This window comes from Brevibacillus dissolubilis, from assembly GCF_006170445.1.
Lineage (GTDB): Bacteria > Bacillota > Bacilli > Brevibacillales > Brevibacillaceae > Brevibacillus_B > Brevibacillus_B dissolubilis.
This window is the reverse complement of sequence record NZ_VCNA01000004.1, coordinates 406408-429344: the sequence shown is the minus strand read 5'-3', so window position 1 is coordinate 429344 and position 22937 is coordinate 406408. Positions and strand designations below refer to the sequence as shown.

21 protein-coding genes are annotated in these 22937 nt (G+C 51.6%); 12 read left to right on the top strand and 9 right to left on the bottom strand.

What is annotated here, in order from left to right:
* Window positions 1-51: 51 nt before the first annotated feature.
* The 5 genes from FGI41_RS10970 to FGI41_RS10950 form a co-directional block, all read right to left on the bottom strand.
* Window positions 52-525: a chemotaxis protein CheW gene (locus FGI41_RS10970; RefSeq protein WP_139490152.1), complete on the bottom strand. Its 474-nt coding sequence runs from the start codon at window positions 523-525 to the stop codon at window positions 52-54.
* A gap of 88 nt (window positions 526-613) precedes the next feature.
* Window positions 614-943 (bottom strand): AzlD domain-containing protein, encoded by a 330-nt coding sequence (locus FGI41_RS10965; RefSeq protein ID WP_139490151.1) that lies wholly within the window; start codon window positions 941-943, stop codon window positions 614-616.
* Window positions 940-1728, bottom strand: a complete 789-nt coding sequence (locus FGI41_RS10960) for an AzlC family ABC transporter permease (RefSeq protein ID WP_139490150.1) — start codon at window positions 1726-1728, stop codon at window positions 940-942. Before FGI41_RS10960 ends, FGI41_RS10965 begins: the two co-directional genes overlap by 4 nt.
* A gap of 2 nt (window positions 1729-1730) precedes the next feature.
* The gene (pdxR, locus tag FGI41_RS10955) at window positions 1731-3158 is read right to left on the bottom strand and encodes a MocR-like pyridoxine biosynthesis transcription factor PdxR (RefSeq protein ID WP_139490149.1); all 1428 of its coding nucleotides are present in this window, start codon (window positions 3156-3158) and stop codon (window positions 1731-1733) included.
* A 137-nt stretch (window positions 3159-3295) separates the two neighbouring features.
* Window positions 3296-3784 (bottom strand): ADP-heptose synthase, encoded by a 489-nt coding sequence (locus tag FGI41_RS10950; RefSeq protein ID WP_255298433.1) that lies wholly within the window; start codon window positions 3782-3784, stop codon window positions 3296-3298.
* A gap of 311 nt (window positions 3785-4095) precedes the next feature.
* On the opposite strand from FGI41_RS10950, the gene FGI41_RS10945 reads away from it, so the two are divergent.
* The 5 genes from FGI41_RS10945 (at window position 4096) to FGI41_RS10925 (ending at window position 12233) form a co-directional block, all read left to right on the top strand.
* Entirely contained in the window at window positions 4096-4833 is a 738-nt protein-coding gene (locus tag FGI41_RS10945; RefSeq protein ID WP_139490148.1) for a TerC family protein, read from the top strand.
* A gap of 337 nt (window positions 4834-5170) precedes the next feature.
* On the top strand, window positions 5171-6256 hold the full coding sequence (locus FGI41_RS10940; protein ID WP_139490147.1) for an SDR family oxidoreductase: 1086 nt from the start codon (window positions 5171-5173) through the stop codon (window positions 6254-6256).
* Window positions 6257-6269: 13 nt separating this feature from the next.
* Window positions 6270-10103 carry a non-ribosomal peptide synthetase gene (locus tag FGI41_RS10935; RefSeq protein ID WP_139490146.1) on the top strand — a complete coding sequence of 1278 codons (3834 nt, stop codon included), beginning with the start codon at window positions 6270-6272 and terminating at the stop codon, window positions 10101-10103.
* 123 nt (window positions 10104-10226) lie between these two features.
* A complete protein-coding gene (locus FGI41_RS10930) occupies window positions 10227-11315 on the top strand; it encodes an SDR family oxidoreductase (RefSeq protein ID WP_139490145.1) in 1089 nt (362 codons plus the stop codon).
* 201 nt (window positions 11316-11516) lie between these two features.
* A complete protein-coding gene (locus tag FGI41_RS10925; RefSeq protein WP_139490144.1) occupies window positions 11517-12233 on the top strand; it encodes a restriction endonuclease in 717 nt (238 codons plus the stop codon).
* A gap of 48 nt (window positions 12234-12281) precedes the next feature.
* Here FGI41_RS10925 and FGI41_RS10920 read toward each other — a convergent pair whose 3' ends face one another.
* The 3 genes from FGI41_RS10920 to FGI41_RS10910 form a co-directional block, all read right to left on the bottom strand.
* Window positions 12282-12461, bottom strand: a complete 180-nt coding sequence (locus FGI41_RS10920; RefSeq protein ID WP_139490143.1) for a small acid-soluble spore protein H — start codon at window positions 12459-12461, stop codon at window positions 12282-12284.
* 279 nt (window positions 12462-12740) lie between these two features.
* Entirely contained in the window at window positions 12741-13379 is a 639-nt protein-coding gene (locus FGI41_RS10915; RefSeq protein ID WP_139490209.1) for a MerR family transcriptional regulator, read from the bottom strand.
* A gap of 142 nt (window positions 13380-13521) precedes the next feature.
* Window positions 13522-14172: a metallophosphoesterase family protein gene (locus tag FGI41_RS10910; protein WP_139490142.1), complete on the bottom strand. Its 651-nt coding sequence runs from the start codon at window positions 14170-14172 to the stop codon at window positions 13522-13524.
* Window positions 14173-14304: 132 nt separating this feature from the next.
* On the opposite strand from FGI41_RS10910, the gene FGI41_RS10905 reads away from it, so the two are divergent.
* The 5 genes from FGI41_RS10905 (at window position 14305) to FGI41_RS24925 (ending at window position 17084) form a co-directional block, all read left to right on the top strand.
* Window positions 14305-15012 carry a ZIP family metal transporter gene (locus tag FGI41_RS10905; protein ID WP_255298428.1) on the top strand — a complete coding sequence of 236 codons (708 nt, stop codon included), beginning with the start codon at window positions 14305-14307 and terminating at the stop codon, window positions 15010-15012.
* 80 nt (window positions 15013-15092) lie between these two features.
* On the top strand, window positions 15093-15266 hold the full coding sequence (locus tag FGI41_RS24930) for a hypothetical protein (RefSeq protein WP_176560230.1): 174 nt from the start codon (window positions 15093-15095) through the stop codon (window positions 15264-15266).
* A gap of 127 nt (window positions 15267-15393) precedes the next feature.
* On the top strand, window positions 15394-16176 hold the full coding sequence (gene fabI / locus FGI41_RS10900; RefSeq protein WP_139490141.1) for an enoyl-ACP reductase FabI: 783 nt from the start codon (window positions 15394-15396) through the stop codon (window positions 16174-16176).
* 534 nt (window positions 16177-16710) lie between these two features.
* On the top strand, window positions 16711-16920 hold the full coding sequence (gene copZ / locus FGI41_RS10895; RefSeq protein WP_139490140.1) for a copper chaperone CopZ: 210 nt from the start codon (window positions 16711-16713) through the stop codon (window positions 16918-16920).
* Window positions 16920-17084, top strand: coding sequence for a hypothetical protein (locus FGI41_RS24925; RefSeq protein ID WP_176560229.1), 165 nt, complete (start codon window positions 16920-16922; stop codon window positions 17082-17084). Before copZ ends, FGI41_RS24925 begins: the two co-directional genes overlap by 1 nt.
* Before the next feature lie 208 nt (window positions 17085-17292).
* Here FGI41_RS24925 and FGI41_RS10890 read toward each other — a convergent pair whose 3' ends face one another.
* Window positions 17293-19701: a UvrD-helicase domain-containing protein gene (locus tag FGI41_RS10890; RefSeq protein ID WP_139490139.1), complete on the bottom strand. Its 2409-nt coding sequence runs from the start codon at window positions 19699-19701 to the stop codon at window positions 17293-17295.
* Between the two features lie 252 nt (window positions 19702-19953).
* Here FGI41_RS10890 and FGI41_RS10885 point away from each other — a divergent pair, with 252 nt between their 5' ends.
* Together FGI41_RS10885 and FGI41_RS10880 are read left to right on the top strand one after the other, a co-directional pair.
* The gene (locus FGI41_RS10885) at window positions 19954-21435 is read left to right on the top strand and encodes a Kelch repeat-containing protein (protein WP_176560228.1); all 1482 of its coding nucleotides are present in this window, start codon (window positions 19954-19956) and stop codon (window positions 21433-21435) included.
* 17 nt (window positions 21436-21452) lie between these two features.
* Complete coding sequence (locus tag FGI41_RS10880; protein WP_139490137.1) at window positions 21453-22919, top strand: Kelch repeat-containing protein; 1467 nt, start codon at window positions 21453-21455, stop codon at window positions 22917-22919.
* Window positions 22920-22937: the final 18 nt, after the last annotated feature.

The window sequence follows — 22937 nt, the reverse complement described above, 5'->3', positions numbered from 1 at the left end:
TCTGAACGACGATCATCAGATAAACAGGGTCTTTCTGTAGTCAGGCTTGGTTTATTTCTTTTGCCATTCTGCAAAAATCTCATCCAGATCCAAGAGCATCACGAGACGCTCACCGAGGTGGGCGATTCCTCTGAGATACTTGCCTTCCACGCCGGCAACGATCGGTGGCGCAGGCTCGATCATTTTTTGGGAGATACGCTCTACCTCAGAGACCGCATCCACCACGATCCCAAGCTTCAGGGCGCCTAGGTTCAGATCGATAAAACGGCTGTCCTCGGTGATCTCCAACGGCTCTAAGCCAAACTTATTGCGCAGATTGACGATCGGCAGGATTTGCCCGCGCAGGTTGATCACGCCCTCCACATATTCCGGAGACTTCGGAAAGCGGGTGACCGGGAGTGGTTTGATGATTTCTTTTACCGCATCGATTGGCAATCCATAGAATTCATTGCCCATTTTGAACAAGATCGCTTGCAGGGTTTCTGCTTCATCTTGCCAGTTGGTTGCCTTGTGTTGCGCGTCCATAAGCAGGTGCCTCCTTCACGGCAGTTCCTTTACCTTTTGATTACCCCCATTATACCATGACCAAACACCTATCGTTGAGTGTTTTTCCCTAGTGAGGAAAAGGCAGGATGCCCACATAGACCAGCACGACCAGCAAAAGACTGATCCCGAAGCTCGCGAAGACGTTCTTGGTCAGGATCATCAGACCCATACAGATCACGCTCGCCACCAGAAAAGTCGGCTGAAACACGAACTGTCCACCGTCTAAAAACAGCGAAGGGAAGATCAACGCGGCAAAAATACCGATCGGGATAAACGTCATCCCGTTTTTCAAGCGTGGGGAGAAGAATCCGCTCGGCAGCTGCAAAAATGCCCGCCGTGTCAAATACGTAGCCGCTCCCGATAAAACAAACATCAAAAGAATCGTTCCTGAGCTCATGCTGACTCAACCTCCTTGCTGGTGGAACCGCTCTGTGTGGCAACAGTATCGGAAGCCGCCGCTGTCTTTGCGTCGCTGTCGGACTGCTGTTCCTGACCCGGCCAGAAATATCCGATGGCAAAAGCAAGCACGCCCGCAGCCAGCAGATGCAACCCGCTCGGCAGGATCAGGGCCAATCCGACCGCAGTCGCCCCACAGAGGAAGAACGTCACGATCCGAAGCAACGAGGTCAGCTGATAATAGACCAAGGCCAAAAACATCGCGGTGAAGCTGAACCCAAGACCCAGTGACTCTGGATCAGGGACATACTGCCCGGCCATCGTCCCAATCCATGTGCCGCCATTCCAGCCGAGATAGAGTGCGAGCGAGACAGTCGTAATATATGGAATATCACTTTTATGATGACGGAAGCGGTTGAGGGTGATCGCATACTGCTCGTCGGTGAGGAAGAAGGCCAACCCGTTCACTTTTCCCCGAGAGAATGACTGATAGTACGGTGACATCGAGAGACCCATCAGGAAATGACGCGAATTCAGCAAAAACACCGCAAGCACAATCGCCCACATGCTCGCTCCCTCTGAGATCATCGACAGCGTGGTGAACTGCGCCGCTCCGGCATAGACGATCAGCGACATCGCGATGCTCTCCCACGCGGTCAGCCCGGTCTGCATCGACAGCATCCCGAAGATCGCCCCGAACAAAATAATGCTTACCGTAATTGGCAGTGAATCGAGCAAGCCCTGCCGTACGGATTCTTTTATCTGTGACTGAGTTGACTCTTTCATGTCTAGTTTCCCTCCAGCTCCTGCAATACTTCTCCTAACACATGCATGCCTGACTCGATCTGCTCTGCCGCCTCATGCGTATAACAGAGCCGGATGTAAGGCGAGATCGCTTCCCGTGACAAGAACATATCTCCCGAAGCAAAAGCAACTCCCCGCTGCAAACAGAGGCTCTGCACCTTGTGCACATCAAAGCGCTCCGGCAATGACACCCAATAATAGAACCCGCCGGCAGGCTGTTCATAAGCAAGCCCATAACGTTTGGCAAGTCCATCCAGATGTTGCCCCATCACCTTGGCCTGTTGGGCATACAGCTTACGCACCTTAATCAGATGGTCGGTCAGCACCTGATCCTGCAACAGATAGAGCAAGGCCCACTGTCCCATCGTATTGTTGGTGATGGTCAACTCCTTGAGCCGTCTAACCATCTCGATGAACGGACGGCTGGCCGCCACCCACCCGAGGCGCATGCCGGGGAACAGCATCTTGGAAAATGTGTTGAGATAGATGACATGACCGCTTTGATCCATCGATTTGAGCGGGGGAGGCGGCTCCTTTTCAAAATGCAGGTGTCTGTATGCATCATCTTCAATAATCGGAATCCCGTACCGCTCACTTACCGCAAGCAGCCTCTTGCGCCGCTCATAGGACAATGTGTTCCCGGTCGGATTGTGAAAAGTCGGCACCGTATAGATCAGCTTCGGTCGCACCCGTGCCACCACGCCTTCCAGCACATCGACCCGCATCCCGTCTGTATCGACCGGGATCGGAATGATCTTCATCCCGAGCGACTGAAACAACTGCAACGCTCCAAAATAGGTCGGCATCTCCAGCGCAATCGTATCCCCCGGCTTCGCGAGGATCGTCGTCACCATCTGCAGCGCTTCCTGTGATCCGCTCGTCACCACCACCTGATCTGGTGAGGAGACCTGCTTCATCCCCATCCAGTCGACAATCCACTGCCGTAGCTCCACATGACCGTCAATCGGTAAAAAATAATACGACTGCGGATGCTGGGCCGCCCGCTGCAGATACTGGTCAAACCGGATCGATGGAAGCGTATGCTTACCGCCATCCCCGTGGGCAAAGTTGATCACATGCTGGCCGGGAGAGGAGAGGGACAGCATCTCCGCCATATGGGACGGATACGCCATCAGCATCGGCTCCCGCACCAGCTGTTCCCGCCAGTCATCACGCGGACCGTGGGAGAGCGGAGAGAGGGGCTGTACATAGCGTCCACTGCCGACCCTGCTCTCGATCAAGCCTTCGCTCTCCAGCTCCGCATAGGCGCGCACGATCGTATTGCGACTGACATGCAGCTCTTCTGCCAGCTTTCGTTCAGGGGGAAGAGGAGAGCCAATTGGCCATTCACCGCTCAGAATCTGATAGCGCAGCTGGTGAAAAATCGACTGGTAAATCGCCTTCCGCCCCATTTCTGCCAACTCCTTTTGCCATTTCTAATGCTGTTAATCATACGATCTTTTCAGTATGAATAAAAGAGCCAATTCCGATCCAATAAAAAGCCATAAAAAAACGGGACAGACCCCGAGGCCCATCCCGTCACTTCCGTTTATACCAACCAATCATCCGGGGAGATCCCCTGTTCTACCGCGAATTCAAAATCATCAATGTCATAAAACTGCACCGGCACCATGAACTCCAGCATCCGATCCTCCAGCTCCACCTGATCGGTCAAGAGAGGAGCCTCAGCCTTCATCGCGGCCAGCAGCAGCTCTGTCTCCACAGGATCAAAAATCTCGCCCCACATCGCATTATCATCCGTCCTCATGACCGTAAGTGAGACCCGTTCCGAATAGGGGAACGTAATCGTCGACCAAGGAGCCACCAGCGATTTCTCCATTTTTTTCCGCTTAAATGGGTCTTGGAAATACTTGATCATGTAGCCGACCACCTCGCGAACCTGTTTTTCTTCATCAGGATCGCGCATGATCTCTTGAGGACTGTGCAGGAATTCCTCCAGCTCATAGATCGTGGTCAGCGGGATAATATATTCAACAGGCCGGGCGGGCATTAATAATTCCCCATAGATGGCAAGCATAATCGCTTCAATCACAAACGGTTTTCGTTCCACGTTCCTACCTCCCTCAGATACCATCATACTGAAAAGAGAGGTTGACAACAAGATGACAACTGGGTATCATAGCTGTATAAATGGTAATTGATTTGTCAGGCAATTAAATATCCCAAAGGGGAGTAGCTTTTACAGCAGAGTCGTCATTACGGGATTACATCCTCGGCTTTGTTGGCAACCTACCGTTGTTAGCCAGACCTTTGCCTATGTCTTTATTTCGACATAGGTAAGGGTCTTTTTTATTGCCTACTCAATCACAAAAGGGGGTTCATCTCGACATGGATTTTTTCTCACCAGAATTTTTTACCGCACTCCTCATGATCATCGCCATCGACATCCTCTTGGGTGGTGATAACGCAGTCGTTATCGCAATGGCAAGCCGCAAGCTCCCAGCCGAGCAGAAGAAAAAAGCAATCGTCTGGGGTACCGGGATGGCAATTATCGTCCGCGTGATTGCGACGGTCTTAGCCGCTTATCTCTTGCAAATCCCGTTCCTGTTCCTTGTAGGGGGTCTGATCCTCATCTGGATCGCGTTCAAGCTTCTGGTCGAAGATGATGATGGCAAAGAAGAGATCAAAGCAGGTGACACCCTGATGGGCGCCATCCGCACGATCATCGTCGCAGACGTCATGATGGGTCTCGACAACGTACTGGCAGTTGCGGGTAGTGCGCACGGTAACATCGTCCTGATCGTCATCGGTCTGGTCGTAAGTATCCCGATCATGATCTGGGGCAGCAGCCTCATCCTCAAAGCGATGGAGCGTTATGCCTGGATTCAATGGGCAGGGGGCGGTATCCTCGCCTACGCGGCTGCGAGCATGATCACACATGAGAAAGAAATTGAATTCATCTTTACAGCAAATCCTTGGGTTGCCTACCTGGTCAAAGCGGTAATCGTAATCGGGGTGGTTGGTATCGGTTTCTGGCAACGCAACCGCAACGCACAAGCCCAAATGCAAGCACAAGTTTCTGAAAAAGACAGCCAAGACGCTGAGAAAATCGGAATCGGTTCGTAAATCGAATCAGATAGCTCAAGCTGGCTTATATACAAAAGAAGGCCCTCGCAAATGAAAATGCGGAGGTCTTTTTTTATTGGTGATGAACCGTTTGATTCTAGATGAATTTTTTCAATAGTACTAAAACACTAAAAAAGATTAATCTTTTTACATCTTTCGGCAGGAATCGAGTCAGATTTAGTAGTATTAGTATAGGAACAAAATTAATATGATATTAATAAACTTCATAATGTTAAGTTGTGTAAGGTGATATGGCTGTCATTAAATCCCGGTATTGAATTGAACATGGGCAGCAAGAAACGATGAATTTGAACCAATATTGGAGGAGAATGCACTCATGACGAAATCTGTTTTTTTGACAGGAGCCACTGGTTTTTTAGGAAAGAAGTTGTTGAATAAGCTCATCAGGAAAAATCTTCACGTATTCGTATTGGTTCGTCCCAAAAAAGGGATGTCACCCGAAGAGCGAGTCAAACAGTTGGTAGACCCTGAATATGCTCATTTGGTTACACTTGTCGAGGGTGACCTGATGCTTGCAGGAGCCGGGGTCGATGAGTCTGGCATTCTCCCTTATAAGGATCAAATTGATTTGTTCATTCACTCTGCTGCCGTTGTAAAATTTGATGATAAGTACAAAGAGGAGCACTTCCAGGTCAATGTGGAAGGAACCCGTCGAGCGATTGAGATCGCCAAAATGCTGAATGTTCCGCAATATTACCATGTGAGCACCGCCTATACGACGGGCAAAGTCATGGAAGCGCACGAAGAGCTTCACCCGATTGATGGAGAGTTTTTCAATGGATATGAACGTACCAAAAATATGACAGAGCATCATGTGATGGATTCTGTTGATGAGAGCTTCCGGGCAGCGATTTTCCGTCCGTCGATCATCATCGGGGACTCCAAGACCGGGGAAGCCGACACCAATCTGACGATGTACGGCTTGATTAAATGCGTAGGCAAGTTCTATCAGGATCTCGGTCGTCCAGAGACAGGTACATATCGAATTTTGGCAGGGCCAGATATCAGACTCAATTTTGTCCCGGTGGATGTCGTGTGTGACGCGATCCTCAATGCCTATGAGCAGGGTGTGACAGAGGGGATTTTTCATGTGACTCATCCGGACGGGTTGTTAGTGAAATCGATGTTTGCAAGTATCTGCAGGAACCTTGGCGCCCCGGAGAACTTCGTTGTGCCTGATGCACAGGTGACGGTAGAGGACATGTGTGGGAGGGAGCGTCTGTTGAACCGCTTTATCGCTACGTTCCTGTCTTATCTGAACAATGCCCCGGTATTTTATAATCCCAATACGTTGGAGCTGTTTGCCGAGGCTGGACAAGCCTATACCGTGATTGACGAGGAGATGCTCGATTTTATGATCCGTGTCTACACAGCAGCCAAACGTTCCGTACAAGCGACATAAAGGAGGGATTGGGATGCAAAAGTACGCTTCTATCGAGAAAACCGAGGGGACGCTGATCTATCCGGTGTCAGCTGCACAAAAACGGTTATATCTCCTCAATCAATTGGAGGGCGGGCAGTCCAGATACAATCAGAGTGCCGTGGTGACGATTGAGGGAGAGCTTGATGTGGCTTTTGTGGAGCAGATCGTCCGGACGATTGTGGGACGGCATGAATCGCTTCGGGCTGCTTTTTCCTTATTGCCGACAGGTGAGCTGGTGGCAGTGGTACATAATGAGGGGAAGGTGAGTGTCTGCTTCAGGGAGGATGCGGTAAGTCCGGTCGATGGGCTGATGGAGGAGTTTGTCCAGCCGTTTGATTTGGAGCAGGGGCCGCTTTGGAGGGTTAAGCTGATCAAGCGTTCAGCGCGGGAGCATCTGTTGCTCTTGGACTGGCACGGGATTATTGCGGATGAGCGCTCCGTGATGGTATTTATGGAGGAATTCGCTTGGCTGGCACAGGGGGCTGTGTTGGCAGAGTCGGTGGAGTCCGCTTTACCATATGCCAAGTGGGAAGAGGAGTGGCTCGCGTCTGAGCAGGCAGCAGTGTCGGAGGCTTACTGGCTGGAGCAGTTTGCAGGAGAGCTTCCGCTGCTTGATCTGCCGCTTGATTATCCGCGTCCTTCTACACAGCTGTTCAGCGGGGATCAGGTATTTTTGACATTAGATGCAAAGAGGACTGCGGCACTGCGGCAGATGGCGGCAGTGAATCAGACGGATGTGGAAACGGTGTTGCTTGCCATGTACAAGGTGCTGCTCGCCAAGCACAGCAGCCAAGAAGATGTGGTAGTGGGGACAACCGTATCGGCCCGCGATGACCAGCAGGTGGGATGGATCGGGAAGCTGGAGCACACTCTTGCCCTGCGCAGCCAGCCGACCACAGATAAGAGCTTCTCTGCCTATCTGGAAGAAGTAAAAGAGACGGTCGCACTGGCCCGTAAGCATCAGGCGTATCCGTATGAGGTGCTGATTACCAAGTGCAATGTAGAGCGGCATGTCAACCGTACGCCGCTGTTCGATGCGGCTTTCGCTTATCAGAGCAAGGCCAAGAGAGTGCTGCGGATTGAAGAGCTCGTGTTGACCGTTCAGCCGTATCAGGCCAAACAATCGATGCATGATGTGACACTTGTGGTGGAGGATGGGGGCAAAGAGCTTACGCTCACACTGGAGTATGCTACTTCGCTGTTCAAAGCGCCGCGGATGGAGCGGATGCTCGGGCATCTGGCGGAGATCATCAAGCAGGTGGTAAGTCATCCTGCGATCAGGCTGGGTGAAATCGGTCTGATGACGGACAGCGAGTGGCAGCAGGTGGTATCTGGGTTCAACCAGACGCAGATGGCATATCCACAGGAGATGACGATTCACCAGCTGCTAGAGGAGCAGGCGGAGCGGACACCGGATGCGGTCGCTCTCACGTATGGTGGCACGTCGATCACTTATCGTGAGCTGAATGAGCGTACCAATCAGATCGCCCGATACCTGCGCACCCGGCTGGGAGTGACGGCAGACACGCTTGTGGCCGTGATCACGGAGCGTTCTGTGGAGATGGTGACCGCCTTGATCTCCGTGTTAAAAGCGGGTGGTGCGTATGTACCGATTGATCCGGCTTTTCCGGAAGAGCGGATCAGGGCAATCGTGGAGGAAGCAGGAGTTACGACCGTGCTGACCACGAAGGCGAATGTTTCACTGGTACAACATCTCCAACGTCAATGTCCGGTGATTACGAAGGTGGTGCAGCTGGATGAATCTGCTGCTGGAACGGCTGTGGAAGCGGCAAGCGAAATCGCTGGATGCGATACCACCAGACTTGCGCCAGTGGCCACGCCTGAGAGTCTCGCCTATGTGATCTTTACCTCTGGATCAACAGGAAAACCAAAAGGCGTGATGATCGAACATAAGGCTGTCGTTCATTTTATCCAGGGGATGTGCCAGGAGATTCCGTTCACAGCGGGGCAGGCGGTCTTGTCGTTGACTACGGTGTCGTTTGATATCTTTTTCTTGGAGACGATCCTGCCGTTGACCGTGGGGATGCGTGTGGTCATCGCTCAAGAGTCTGTGCAGAATGATCCACGCGGGCTGTGTGACTTGATCCGCCGGGAAGGAATCGATGTCATGCAGACCACGCCGTCACGGATGAAGCTGATCCTAAGCGATGAGCAGGCGGAAGCGGCTCTCACCGGTGTGGCTGCGCTCCTGATCGGCGGCGAAGCCTTCCCGGAGGCACTGCTGGGCGAGCTGAAGCAGCTGACCCCTGCCCGTATCTACAATGTATATGGCCCGACAGAGACGACGATCTGGTCTACTCTGCGCGATGTAACGGAGGCCAAAACAATCGATATCGGACGTCCGATCGCCAATACGCAGACCTATATCGTAGATAGCCATCATAATCCATTGCCGATCGGTGTGACTGGAGAGCTGTGCATCGCCGGAGCGGGTCTTGCGCGAGGCTACCTGCATCAGCCAGAGTTGACAGCGGAAAAATTCGTCGAGAATCCATTCACCCCAGGTACCAAGATGTATAAGACAGGTGATGTTGCCAGATGGACAGAGGACGGCAGCATCGAATATCTGGGACGTAAGGATTTTCAGGTAAAAGTAAGGGGATATCGCATCGAGCTGGGGGACATCGAGACTCATCTGCTGATGCATGGGGCGATCCGGGAGGCTGTGATGATTGCCCGGAAGGTTGGGGCACAAGAGGCTTTGTGCGCTTATCTCGTGGCCGATCAAGAGCTGACCGTAGCTGAGCTGCGCAGGTATCTTAGCCAGACGCTGCCCGACTATATGATCCCGTCTTATTTCATCCAGCTTGACAGCATCCCGGTCACGATCAATGGCAAAGTCAACCGCCATGCACTCCCCGAGCCTGATGCCAGCCTAAAAACTGGTACCGAATACGCACCGCCGACCAATCCGGTGGAGGAGGGGCTTGTACAGATCTGGCAAGCCGTGCTGCAGCGCGAACCTATCGGGATACGGGACAATTTCTTTGAGTTGGGCGGCACCTCTCTCCTAGCTACCATGCTGATGGCCAAGGTGAACGAGCTGATGGAAGTGAATGTGCCGTTCAAGGAGCTGTTCCTCTCGCCGACCATCCAAGAGCTGTCCGAAGCGGTTGCGATCTATAAAGCGATTGGATTGATGAGCAGCGATCCAGTGCTTTTGATGACCGAACAGCGTGAAAAGAACGTCTTTTGCTTCCCGCCCATCGTCGGCTTTGGCTTTATTTTCGGTGCGATCGCGCCGTTCATCGAATCACACTCGGTCTATGCGTTTGATTTTCTCGAAGACGAAGACCGCGTCGAGCAATATATCCAGCTGATCAAAAAGTTCCAGCCAGAAGGCCCGTACGTCATCCTCGGCTATTCCACGGGCGGAATCCTCGCGTACGAGATCGTGCGTGAGCTGGAGCGGCGAGGCGAAGTAGTCACCGATCTGATCCTGATTGATCCCGATAAGAAAAATCAGATTGTCTACCAGACCGATGAGGAGATCGAGCAGGAGCTGGAATTAATTTATGATCAGAACAATATGCATGCACGCGATATCCGCGACGCGATTACGGCCCGTGCGAAGCTGTTCAAGCGCTACGTCAATACGCTGGTGCAGAACGACCGATTGCAAGGCAAAGTCCACTTCATCACCTCGATTGAGACGGAGCCAGACCGGGTAAGGGCATGGCGCGACACCACGAACGCCACGTATACCGAGTACAGCGGCTTCGGAGCGCACAATACCATGCTTTCTCTTGCCACCATGGCACCTAACTCGATGATCGTCCGAGGCATTTTGGAGCAGATCAAATAGTTGTATGGATTTACAGAAAAAACCTTGCTTCTTTTCCCAGAAGCAAGGTTTTTTCCCTTAGTAAACCCCCGTCTGTTTCGGCAATACTATCCTTGCAACCATAACGAAGGGGGATGACTATATATGCGAAAGTCCGTTTTCGTGACAGGTGCAACCGGATTCGTAGGGAAGCAGCTGATCAATGACCTGGTACGCCAGGGGCATCACGTCTATGCCCTCGTCCGTGGCAAGAGCGGTCAATCCGCTTCCCAACGCCTGATCAAGCTGGTACCACCCGGCTATGCTCATCTCGTCACAGGTGTGGAAGGTGACCTGAACGTCGACAAAGCGGGGATCAGTGATGCTCAGCTCGATGAATTAGCCGACAAGAAAATCGATCTGTTCATCCACTCTGCCGCTGTGGTGATGTTTGATGAAAAGTACCGTGACCAGCATCAAAGTGTCAACGTCGAAGGCTCCCGTCGTGCCGTCCGTATGGCAAAACAGCTGAACATTCCACAATTTTACCACATCAGCACAGCTTATACGGTGGGCGACCGGGATGAAGCGTTCGAGGAGCTGCATCCGCTTCTTGACGTTTTCCAGAATAACTATGAACGTACCAAATGTATCACCGAGCATTATATATCCGAGCAAGTCGATGAGAACCTAAATGTCGCGATTTTCCGCCCGAGCATCATCGCGGGACACTCGATTACGGGTGAGGCGGAGACGAACATCTCGGTTTACGGCTTCCTGCTCTGTGTCAAGCGCTTCATGGAGCGTCTCGACGAACAGGGTCTTCAGCGTTCGTATCGTGTCGTCGCCAATCCGAATGCCGGGATGAATATCGTCCCAGTCGATCAAGTGAGCCGGGCGATGCTGTTGGCGATGGAGCAAGGAGTCAAAGACGGGATTTATCATATCACCAACCCAGAGCTTGTCCCCGTTCCTGCCTTTTTCCGCTCGATCTGCCAAGCGCTCGGTGTCCATGAGAACTTCCTCGTCGCCACCAAGGATCTGACATCCGATCAGATGACAAAAGAAGAAAAATTCTTAAACCGCCTGACTTCTACCTTCCATGCTTATTTCACCCACGGGCCAAGGTTTGATAACCGCAATATGGTGGAAATCTTCCGAAAAGCAGGGAAAACCTACCGTAGTCTCGATGAGAAGCAGTTAAGCTTTATTTTGTCCCGATATGGGGGAATGAGGGAGCCGGTACTCGTATAGATTCAGTTATCTGGCTTTCTTTAGATGAAGGAACAGAGGAGGAAAAGCGTCTTGCTGTAGGTGTATTCAATTGCACCGCGGCGAGGCGCTTTTTTGTTCGTTTTGGTGAATGTCGAAGGTTGTCGGACTGTTGTACTTGTTGTTGGGTATTTTGCCCTATATTATTATAGGTAAGATAGGAAAAGGAGACTACAAGGTAATATGGCTAGACGGAGAAAAAAGCAGGACCCAGTGGGGAAAATAGTTGTCGGAATCGCTATGCTTGTCTTTTTATATGTGATCTCACAAGGTGGGTCTTTAGAATCAGCCGGAATTGGCGCAGGGCTGGTTGTCGGGGTTGCCATTGCAATCATGTTTATCATTTATCAAATCCAGTCGGACAGGCTCAAGCGCTCTGGGATGAATGAGATCGACCAGATGGATGGAATTCAATTCGAGAGATATCTCGGCCTCCTGTTTCGTTCCCAGGGCTATCAGGCACAGGTGACACAAGCTTCTGGGGACTTCGGGGCCGATCTGGTGCTGGAGAAGGGTGGGCACAAGACCGTGGTGCAAGCCAAGCGCTACAGTAAAAATGTCGGAATTGATGCCGTCCAGCAGGTCGTCGCCTCGATGAAGCATTACAAAGCCGCCGAAGCATGGGTCGTGACCAACCGGGACTATACCGAGGCCGCTTATAAACTGGCCGAGTCTAATGGGGTGCGGCTGATTAACCGTCAGCAGCTGATCGAGATGATTCTCAAAATGAATCCAGGCGCGGTGCCCAATGCGAAGCAGGTGAGGGCTGAAGCAGCAGGATCAGCCCGGAAAAGGGTGTGCGACAAGTGCGGGAGTGCGATGGTCAAACGGAACGGGAAGCATGGGGAGTTCTATGGATGCAGCGGCTATCCTGCCTGCAAACATACCAGATCGTTATAGGAAAAAAGCGTCTTGCAGTGGCTCTCACAAGCCAAAGCAAGGCGCTTTTTAGTGTTCGCGCAACCCGTAGAGAGGTACGGTCATCTCATTTTCCGGCTCATCAAGCGGATAGATGCGTGCCGTTTCATTTTCCTCGTTCACATGTTGAATATAGATCGGTACATCGTTATACGTCACATGAGCCATCACCGATGACTCAGCAATTTCGCGTGCACGCTGACTATTCATGAGAAATCTCCTTTGCTCTGTGTTGTCGTGTTAGGTGGAAGTACAGGGTTAGGATTGCCAGCATTGATAGGTGGTATTCGGCGTTGACAGTCCTTCTGTTTTTTGAAGAAAAGCTGGTTCGAGAGAGAGCGTGAGGAGGGATGATCTGTTTGTAAGGAGACCGGCTGAACGAAGTGAGGGAAAGGCGACTGGAAAACAGATCCTCCCTCCTCATGCTCCTGCCGGAGCAAAAATCATAAAAAAGAGACGGGCATAAAAACCCATCTCTTGAAAATATCGCTATTCAGCCGTCACACTCTGGTTACTTCTCGTAAACCAACGGAACGGATTGAGCGACCATTTCTGCTCATATTTATCATTGCGCGTCTTACGGCGGGTCATGCGCTGATGCATCAGATCCATCTCAAAGGTGACACGGCGCATTTCCAAGCGGAGAGACTCTTGCATTTCTTCAATATCGGCGATTTTTTGGAGGATGGTGGACTGCATCTGTTGCATGGATGAGAGGTTGGACAGTTCTTGTTTGAACTGGAACAGGGTCTCTTGTACGGTGAGCTCGACTTCATGGAGCGCGTGTTGCATCGCTTGTCCTTGTACGACAGCGGCGAGGGCATGGTCTTGTGCATCGATCGAGGTAGCGGCCACATATTCATCTTCCTGCAGCCATTCGATCTCCAGCTTGCCTTCATCGATCATTTCACGCTGGATATCACGAAGCGAGCTGTTGCCGGCGTCTTTGCGGATTTTGACTTCTTTGAGCAGTTCGAAGCCTTTTTCGCTGATCAGATAGTGGCCTTGCGGGTTTTTGTGCCGTTCACAGGCGGGGACAAACATCTCCAGCCAGTTACGCAGGGTACGAACATGAACGTCCAACTTTTCAGCAACTTCCTTCGAGGCCATCCAAACTTTTTCATCCAAATTCATCGCCAATTCACTCCCCTATCAAGAAATTCCGGTAACATCGGTTCCTTGTCTATCATTATAGCACCAATTTTTCCCGGAAAAGGGGCTTCGACAAAGGTTCTAAAAACTAGTGGTCTTTCGTGATAATAGGACAGGTCTAGGAATGTTTGTAAATAATAGGTAATTCTTGATAAAACGTAATCTGGCAGGAGCTTTCCTCGTATAACAACCATTCCGGGCGTGTGTTCACGATGGCCCCGACATTAATCGCGTAATAAATATCGGGCGAAAGCTGGACGGGAGTCCCATATGTAAAGTCGATTGGCGTCGGAATCCACCTGTCGTTTTCCATATTCATTTGGTAGATTCCGCTCTCGTGGGTATGACCGTAGAAGAGCAGGTGCTTGTGCATCTGAGTAGGATAGGGGCGCCAGTCTTGTTCATTAAGAAAGGTGTGGCCGTGCTCAAGCCGCGCGTCAAGTGTCTCGATGACAGGGGGAAGCGTGAGGTAGTGGGTCATTTCCCCGTCGAATTCACAGAGGGGGAGGAGCTGTCGAATCCGCTCTTCCTGATTGCCGATGATACAAGACATTTGGTGAAGATGCTTATACAGCTTGGGATCGTTGTCTACGACAGAATCGGCAAAGGTGAATTGCTCAGCCGCACTCATCCGTTTTTTGCTGATTTTGCATTCGAAGATGTCACCGAGGCAGTAGATATGGTCGACACGGTGCTGCTGCATGGCTTTTTTGACGAGCTTCAGGTGTTTTCGATGGCCGTGAATATCGGAGAGAATGCCAAGTCGCATGTGTGTCCGCTCCTTTTGGTCAATAGGTCGTTCATCTATTGTAGCATATACATAACGGGGGACGAGTCTGCGTAGATATGGGAGCAGGAGATTTTGTCCCGGAATCAGCGGGCCAAGAGGAGTGTTGGGCGCGTGGGAATCATCTGGTTGGCTGTGCTGGCTAATATCGTGGGAGGAATGACCGTCCTCGCACGGAAGAATTGGGCGGGAAAATCGCTTTATGCAATGATCAGCGTCGGCGGGGGCCTGCTGTTTGCCTTGACGGTGCTCGATCTGTTGCCACATACGGCGGGGCACGGGCAGGGAATGATGCCATTCGTGCTGATTGGGTTTCTGCTTTTGCTGGTTCTCGATCTGATCCTTAGGAGCGGGGATGAAAAGAAGGCGGCTGCCGGGCGGACCGTGGGGGTTGTGGCCGGGTTCATGGTGCATGCGTTCTTGGAAGGGGTCTCCTTGGTCGCTGGCATGCAGATGGATACCCGGCTGGGATTGCCGCTGTTGACGGCGATGATGCTGCACCGTATCCCAGACGGTGTGACGGTTGCCTCGTTTATATTGGCGGCGACGGGGAAACGATCGACCGCTTTCCTCGGGGCAGTGGCGCTTGGCCTGGCGACATATGTCGGGGCGATCAGTATGCAGGTAGCCGGTGGTTATCTGTCGCATCGGGCAGGGGATATCGGGATGGCGCTTGCTACGGGTGTATTTTTATATATTTCAGCGACACATATCGTGCCATTGGTGCAGGACAAAAGGTATCCGGGGCTTGGGCTGTATTTTATCGGCGCGATTCTTTGTTATCTGTTGATTGCGCAGGGAATTGGCGGGCATCATCATTAAATGTGCATAGAAGTGCGTGGATCGTCCCATTTTAAGGGTAGACCCTTCGTGGAGACCGATGAGAAAGGGGCGAGCCCAACATGGAAAACCAAAACCAGCACGAAGCACTGGCAAATGAAGTCGTTCAAAACCCTGCGGAGATGCCGGAATTAGGGACGGCACTCAACCCGTTGGAACAGTCGTGGGCGTTCGATTCCAATCCAGCCGCTGCTCCTGTCGACCAATTGGCGGGTGCGATGCAGCAAGGAGAATAACCACGAAGTTTGTCAGTGGGAAGGAAACCGGGCTGTCTTTCCCGAATATCCCTGTATACCCTCGTTTGTCTTAGTTACGGGAGGGTATAATGTGAATGGGGTATTTTGGGAAAGGAGCCGATACATAATGAATTCACTGCTTCAGTTAGAAGGCAAAAATATTTTGATCATGGGTGTGGCTAACCACCGCAGCATCGCGTGGGGGATTGCTCAATCTCTCTCCAAAGCAGGTGCCAACCTGATCTTCACCTACCAAGGTGAGCGTCTCAAAGAAAACGTAGAAAAACTGGCGGCGACTCTGGAGCAAAAGGAGACGCTCCTGATTCCGTGCGATGTCACCAAGGATGAGGATATCGCGCAAGCTTTCGCTGAGATCAAGGAAAAAGCAGGTGTCCTGCACGGGATTGCACACTGCATCGCATTTGCCAAAGGGGAAGACCTCGAAGGCGAATTCGTCACGACTTCCCGCGAAGGTTTTGCCTTGGCGCATGACATCTCCGCGTATTCTCTCGTGGCGGTAGCCAATGCAGCGCGTCCAGTCATGACCGAAGGCGGCAGCATCGTGACGCTGACCTATCTCGGCGGCGAGCGCGTAGTACAGAACTACAACGTCATGGGTGTGGCAAAAGCTGCTCTTGATGCATCTGTGCGCTACCTTGCAAGCGATCTTGGCAAAGACAATATCCGTGTGAATGCCATCTCTGCGGGACCAATCCGTACCCTTGCGGCAAAAGGCATCCGTAACTTCAATACGATCTTAAAAGAGATCGAAGAGACTGCACCGCTTCGTCGTACCATTGATCAGACTGAGGTGGGCGATACGGCGCTGTTCTTGTTCAGCAACCTGTCTCGTGGGATGACTGGTGAGCTGTTGCATGTGGATGCTGGGTTTAGCATCATGGCGAAGTAGTTTCGTTTTAGATTTTGTTTGGTTTGTTGGAAGCTCCTGTTCTTTTTGGACAGGGGCTTTTTATTTTTTCTCGGTTTTGTGGGGAGAGAGGTGACGGCTGGCAATCAGCTTGCCTTCTTGAACACCCTTCGGAAGAAGGGGGGCTGTCCGCTGCGTAAGAAAAAAGAACTCCAGTCGGGGCAAGAAGGGTTCGGGGAAGCGGAATCGTACGAAGGGGTTTGCCCCTTAGTGGATTCGGTGGAGTAGGGGAGTTCTTTTTTCTTACGCAGCTGGGTGGGGCGTTCAAAGAGGCGCGCTGCTTGCAAGCCGTCACCTCTCTGCCGGGGATTTGGTGAAAAGATAAAAAGACAGATCAAAAAATAAAAAGCCAAAACCAAGAGCCAAAACCAAGACGACCTAAAACCAAGAGCTAATACCAAGATCAATTGAAAGCACGGCAATAACCAATCACAGGCTGAAAAAGCGCATCCTGCTTTTTTACATACCTCCTGAGTTAATAGGAAATTCTAACAAAGAAAGGGGGATACGATCCATATGGCAGAAGCGGTATTGCAAGTAGAAGGGATGTCTTGTCAGCATTGTGTGAATGCGATTGAGAGTGCCTTGACCAAGCTGAATGGCGTGGAACGGTCGCTGGTGGATTTGGAAAAAGGTGAGGTACATGTGCAGTACGATGAAAATCAGGTGAGCCGTGAGAAGATGGAAAAGGTGATCGAAGAGACCGGATATGAAGTGAAGCATTAATGGATCAAGAAGATGATACGGGTCAAAACAAAGAGGCTGATGCTTTTGCACCAACCTCTTTTTGCATTGTTTTCGTTTATGTTATTCAGTATTTATCTTTCCTTATTCCATTCCACTACAGTTGGTGGGAGCGTCGGCGGCTGGCAGGCCGCGAGCCTCTTTGAACCCACTACCTAGCGGAGAAAAAAGAAAGAACGACATAGCTTCTTCGATTATGCTTAGGGGCAAACCCCTTCGTACGAATAGGCTTCTTCGAACCCTTTTTGACCCGACTGAGTTCTTTGTTTTTTCGGAGCGGACAGTCTTCTCTTCTTACGAAGGGGTTCAAGAAGGCGAGCGGACTGCCAGCCGCCGACGCTCCCAAACACACAACTAATCCCCCCGCCCCATTTCACCAACGAATCGGGACATTCGGGTCTTTCTCCCAAACCGCTCCTGCGGTACCCCGACAAACAGATGGTGGCGCGCTCGGGTAATCGCGACATACATCAGGCGACGCTCTTCTTCCAGTGCTTCAGAGCTCCCCTGACGCTTTTGCTCGATGGCGTGCTCATGGGGGAGGGCTCCTTCTACCACATCGACCAGGAACACGGTATCGAACTCCAGCCCTTTTGCCCGGTGAATGCTCATCATCTGGACGGCGTGGCGAGTGGACTGGGATTGTTTGCGCGACTCGGCCTCTTTTCTCAGCATCTCATCGATGTACTGGAGGAATGCGGGTATGCTGTCGTGGCGTTTGGCGGCAACGAGTAGCTGGCGCAATTCGTCTGTGGCCCGGTCGGTATCGCCTTCGGAGCGGTCTTTGTTGCGCTTTTTGACATAATCGCGCAGCTTTAATTCTTCATAGATAATCTCCAGCGCATGGGCGGGCGGGAGGGCCGGGATTTGCAGCAGGGTTTCCGTTACCTTTTGCAGTTGGACACGTTGGAAGCTTTTGAGGCTAGTCAGCTTGGAGAGCACGTCCAATTGGCAGGCATTTTCCAGGATGGTGAGGCTCCGGATCTCGTTCCATTGCTGCTGGGGCAGGTAGAGCGTCTGGAGGATCTCGCGCAGGGCTTCCTCATTGTCGCGGTCGATGGCAAGCTTGAGGTAGCTTAATGCCCAGCGTACCACTTGCTTTTTATAAAAAGGCTCGTCCTCGCGTGTGAACGCAAACGGGATTCCTGCATCGGTCAACCGCTCGACGATGGGACGGGTGGATTCATACGTACGGAACAGGATCGCGAATTCTTCGGGGGCCGCTCCTCGAGCGAGGCGCAGGCGTATTTCATCGACGATACTCGAAGCCTGCTCCTCCTCATCCACCGGCTGGAACAGATAGCACTCCCCCTCGTCCATGTGAAACGACTGGAACTCCTTTTTCCAACGGGTCCGGTTGTTGCCGATCAGGGAGTAGCCGAGGCTGACAATCGAGGATTTGGAGCGGTAATTGACCTCCAGCGTAATTCGCTGTGCCTCGGGAAAATCGGTCGTAAAGCCAAGGATGTACTGTGGATTGCTGCCACGGAAGCCATAGATCGACTGATCGTCGTCGCCGATCACACAGAGGTTGTTCTGCGGAGCAGCGAGCAGCTTGACGATCTCGTACTGGACGCGGTTGATATCCTGAAACTCGTCGATCATCAGGTATTGCAGGCGATTTTGGTACAGCTGCAGGACGTTCGGATTCTCCCGCAGCATCTCAAGGCAACCGATCAGCATATCATCGAAGTCGAAGTAACCGCTTCGGCGCTTGGCTTCCTCATACAGCGGATAAAGCTCCTGTGCCTGGCTTTCCTCGGGGCTGGCCGCTTGCAGCAGGGCAGCCTGATGGGGGAGGATGTACTCATTTTTCCACTTGCTGATGATGCCAAGCGCGCTCTCCATCTCCGACTCTTTGAAAAGCGGAGGCTCGAGCTGATTCCCAATGCCGCTTTCGCGGACGAATTTCCGCTTTTGCCATTCATAGCTGAGCAGACGGCGCTGGTCCCAGCGGGCAGAGTCATGGTGCAGAAGCATTCGGTAAAACAAGCCGTGAAACGTACCGCTGATCAGGCTGCCCGCTTCTTGCGGTGTCAGCTTTTGGCTCAGACGGTGGCGCATCTCTTCGGCGGCTTTGGTCGTGAAGGTAACGACCATGATCGAGCGGGGACTGACGCCAAGCTCTTGGATCAGATGGGCGGTGCGGGCAGTCATCACGCGGGTTTTGCCACTGCCAGCACCAGCGAGGATCAGCAGCGGGCCTTCTGTGGTCTGTACCGCATGGGCCTGTGCCGGGTGAAAAGGCTCATCTGTGTCGGGAGAAGCCATCACTTGTATGCGATGCTTAGGTTTGAGCGGGGTACGAAAGCGTTTTGGCTTCGGTACAGAAGCTACGGAATTGGCCGGTGAAGCCGCCACACTCGTCCCGCTTCCAATCGCCCGGCTTTTTGGCAGACGGATTCCACCGATGACCGTATCTTCCTCCACACTAGCTTTCGGCACGGCTGAGTCAGAGGCAGTAGGTACGGGAGCAGAGCCAGATACAGCCGCTGCTTCATCTGTTTCTTCTATTAAAATAGGTGCGGACGCAGCCGCCACTTCATCTAATCGGTCTTGTTCCGGTTCAGGCAGGACACAGTGTCTCCCGGACAGATGGACAAACTCGGGTTCCGCACTGATCCCAGCCAACAGCATCAGTCGCTCCCCGCATACGGGGCAGGTGAGCAGCCCTTTTGTCTGAGAGAGCCGCCAAGACGGGATCTGGCGGTATGTATCTTTTGAGAGAAAAATCAATTCATCGTTGAGTCGAGCAACCTTCAAGGTGTTCACCCCGGTATCCTAGCTTTTCACAGATACTCATTGTATCACAAGCGGGGAGGGAATGGGGGCTGTTGGCTTTTGTAAATAGATGACAGGTGATAGGGCAGGAGTTGCGCTACTTTCGTAGGAATTTTCATAAAGATTTCTCGCCATATATAACCAATTATTGCTATACTTTAACCACGTATATCTCATTTATTACATATAGAAACAAAGGATGAAGGTCATGAATTAAAGGGGGGTTCGATGTTTGTGAATGTGAGAAAAAGAGGGACGTTTCTATCGGCCTGTCTGCTTTTGCTTAGCGCTATTGTTCCTGCTGTGCCGGGTATGCCTGTTGAACAGGCGAGTGCCGCAACAACACCGTCATGGACGTCAGCAGGCCGCATGTATGCGGGTCATTTCTACCACACCAATACGGTTTTACCTGACGGCAGTGTGTTGGTCACAGGTGGGAGAGATGCCTCCTACAATGTTACTGCTTTTTCAGAGATCTATGATCCTGATACGGACATATGGGTGATGACCAAGCCGTTGAGCAAACCTCGAATCTGGCACTCTGCTCATCTTCTCAATAACGGCAAAGTAATGATCGCAGGTGGTTCGTCGGATGGCGGTGCTGAATATAAGGATACCGAAATTTTTGATCCGGCCACAGGAGAATATACCCCAGGCCCGGTGATGAACTTTGTCCAGCCTCATCAGGCTATCAAATTACGGGATGGCCGAATCTTGGCCGTACTCGATGATATCTATGGATTGGGTTGTGAGATTTATGATCCAGCCACCAACAAGTGGACAGTGATCCCGTCTATGTCTACCAAAAGATCAGGGGCAGGGCTCATTGAATTACCGGATGGACGGGTTTTACTTGCAGGAGGATATGGATGGAAGGGTGGAAGTGGTTTTTTGGGCTATGGTGCCCTGCAGACCGCCGAAATCTATGATCCGAAACTGAACAAATGGAGTTGGGCGTCCAATCTCCCAGCTGCTCTTGATCATATTAATGTGAATGGCAGTTTTCTACTGAAGAATGGAAAAGTGGTGTTCATCGGGTCAAATCTCAAGACTCCTTTGATCTATGACCCAGCTGCCAACACGTGGAAAACGGGAGCAGCCGCCAAAATCAACCGTTTTTCTTATGATGTGGCTATGCTTCCGGATGAGACTATCATCAAGTCAGGTGGTTTTATTCCGTCAACGGAAACAAGTACGGAGATTTATCAGAATACGGTAGAGAAGTACAATCCAGCTACGAACACCTGGACCAGTCTGCCGAATCTTCCTACTGTGCTTGAAAGTCATAGCTCCGTCGTACTCAAAGATGGTCGCCTAATGATCATCGGTGGACTTTACCTGGATGCCAACCGGGTTCAGATCTATCCGAGATACCCGCAGGTCTATGGCTTGCCTGTGATCCCAGTCAGCAAAACGTTTACCGCCAGCGGTTCCCTCAATCGTACAGCCAATCTCAAAGCCAATGGTGCGATTACGCCAAACGGTACACATGCTGGTAACGAAATCATCGTCTTCCAGCTGATGGACGGCACAACTCCCATCAAGACGGTTACCTTCGAAGAAGATATTACCGCCCGCAAAACTCTGACTGCCAGCTTCGACGTTCCTGGCAGTAATATGAATTATCAGGTGAAGGTCTTCGTCACCGATCGTCGTTTCTCAGCAAGCACGATGGAGATCGGTACACTGCTTGCGCCTATTGCTGTTTTGAAATAATAAAAAGGAGGAAAAGTATGAATCTTTTAAAAAAAGCAGGACTCATTTGTCTTTCCTTACTTTTGTTGAATACGGTCGCCCCCGTGCTTCCGGCAGAAGAGGCCGATGCAGCGACCACTGCCACCTGGACGTCCAGCAGAATGTGGTTGGGACGTGACGGTCAGACTGTAACCTCACTTTCTGACGGTAGTGTTCTGGTCGCAGGTGGATGGGATGCTACATGGAACAACGTTGCGTTTTCTGAAATCTATGATGCTGATACTGACACCTGGGTGATGACCAAACCACTGAACAAAGCCCGCGCCGGTCATACCGCAACCTTGCTTCCGAACGGGAAGGTACTGATTGCTGGTGGTGCCGGTAATTATCCAGATGTCTCTCTCACCAGTACGGAGATTTTTGACCCATCCACAGGGGAATATACGGTTGGACCGCCTATGATCAGCGAGACAGACTGGTATAGCCATGCCGTAGCTCTGAAGGATGGCTGTGTCCTCATTATCTCCGAAGGCACTATGGGTAATACCGGTAAACTTCAGCAGACTCAAATCTACAATCCCTCCACCAACAAATGGAGTCTTGGAGCAGCCCCCAATGTGATGCGCCACAATTCAGCCGTAGCTTTGTTACAGGATGGCCGAGTGATGATGGTCGGGGGTAATCCAGGCAGTGGCAATGGGAGTATTACAGCAGAAATCTATGATCCCGTCATGAACAAATGGAGCATGGTAACTCCTAATCTACCTGTCGAATTCAATTCTTACGATAACCGAAATGGCTTTAGCCTGCCTAACGGAAAAATCGTCTTCTTCGGATCTGCCAGCTCGAAACCATTACTCTATGATCAGGTTACGAACACGTGGAAAGAAGGAGCAGCGATGAAGGTTGCCCGGAAGTCCTACAATGTTAACATGCTGCCAAACGGTACCTTTGTCGTGACGAGTGGTTCGGTTGGCTCCGTCAATGGCAACAGCGTCTATACCAACACAGTGGAGAGCTATAATCCTGTAACCAACACATGGTCCTCTCTGCCCAACATTCCTGAGGTGATGGCCAGCCATAAATCCGTCGTACTCAGAGATGGTCGGTTTATGGTCCTAGGCGGGTTTATCTATACCGATACTGGTCAGAACTTCACCCGATACGCCCAGATCTACGGCGTACCACTTGTCCTTCCAGGCAAAACCTTTACCGCGAGCGGCTCTCTCAACCGTACCGCTAATCTCAAAGCCAATGGTGCCATCACACCTAATACCGCTCACCCGGGCAAGGAAATCATTGTCTTCCAGCTCATGGACGGCACGACTCCGCTCAAAACGATAACCTTCGAAGAAGACATCACCGCCCGCAAAACCCTAACCGCAAGCTTTGATGTGCCGGGCAATAACATGAACTATCAAGTGCGGGTCTTCGTCACCGACCGCTTCTCAGCCAGCACGATGGAGATCGGTACGCTGCTTGCTCCGATGGCTGTTTTGAAATAGAACGAGACGGGGAGAACA

Bases quoted from the DNA above. Each gene is read 5' to 3' on its own strand.
- FGI41_RS10935 (WP_139490146.1), top strand. From the start codon at position 6,270: ATGCAAAAGTACGCTTCTATCGAGAAAACCGAGGGGACGCTGATCTAT.
- fabI (WP_139490141.1), top strand. From the start codon at position 15,394: ATGAATTCACTGCTTCAGTTAGAAGGCAAAAATATTTTGATCATGGGT.
- FGI41_RS10880 (WP_139490137.1), top strand. From the start codon at position 21,453: ATGAATCTTTTAAAAAAAGCAGGACTCATTTGTCTTTCCTTACTTTTG.
- copZ (WP_139490140.1), top strand. From the start codon at position 16,711: ATGGCAGAAGCGGTATTGCAAGTAGAAGGGATGTCTTGTCAGCATTGT.
- FGI41_RS10945 (WP_139490148.1), top strand. From the start codon at position 4,096: ATGGATTTTTTCTCACCAGAATTTTTTACCGCACTCCTCATGATCATC.
- FGI41_RS24930 (WP_176560230.1), top strand. From the start codon at position 15,093: ATGGAAAACCAAAACCAGCACGAAGCACTGGCAAATGAAGTCGTTCAA.
- pdxR (WP_139490149.1), bottom strand. From the start codon at position 3,158: ATGGGGCGGAAGGCGATTTACCAGTCGATTTTTCACCAGCTGCGCTAT.
- FGI41_RS10950 (WP_255298433.1), bottom strand. From the start codon at position 3,784: ATGCTTGCCATCTATGGGGAATTATTAATGCCCGCCCGGCCTGTTGAA.
- FGI41_RS10970 (WP_139490152.1), bottom strand. From the start codon at position 525: ATGGACGCGCAACACAAGGCAACCAACTGGCAAGATGAAGCAGAAACC.
- FGI41_RS10930 (WP_139490145.1), top strand. From the start codon at position 10,227: ATGCGAAAGTCCGTTTTCGTGACAGGTGCAACCGGATTCGTAGGGAAG.
- FGI41_RS10960 (WP_139490150.1), bottom strand. From the start codon at position 1,728: ATGAAAGAGTCAACTCAGTCACAGATAAAAGAATCCGTACGGCAGGGC.
- FGI41_RS10925 (WP_139490144.1), top strand. From the start codon at position 11,517: ATGGCTAGACGGAGAAAAAAGCAGGACCCAGTGGGGAAAATAGTTGTC.
- FGI41_RS10940 (WP_139490147.1), top strand. From the start codon at position 5,171: ATGACGAAATCTGTTTTTTTGACAGGAGCCACTGGTTTTTTAGGAAAG.
- FGI41_RS10965 (WP_139490151.1), bottom strand. From the start codon at position 943: ATGAGCTCAGGAACGATTCTTTTGATGTTTGTTTTATCGGGAGCGGCT.
- FGI41_RS10920 (WP_139490143.1), bottom strand. From the start codon at position 12,461: ATGAATAGTCAGCGTGCACGCGAAATTGCTGAGTCATCGGTGATGGCT.
- FGI41_RS10910 (WP_139490142.1), bottom strand. From the start codon at position 14,172: ATGCGACTTGGCATTCTCTCCGATATTCACGGCCATCGAAAACACCTG.
- FGI41_RS24925 (WP_176560229.1), top strand. From the start codon at position 16,920: ATGGATCAAGAAGATGATACGGGTCAAAACAAAGAGGCTGATGCTTTT.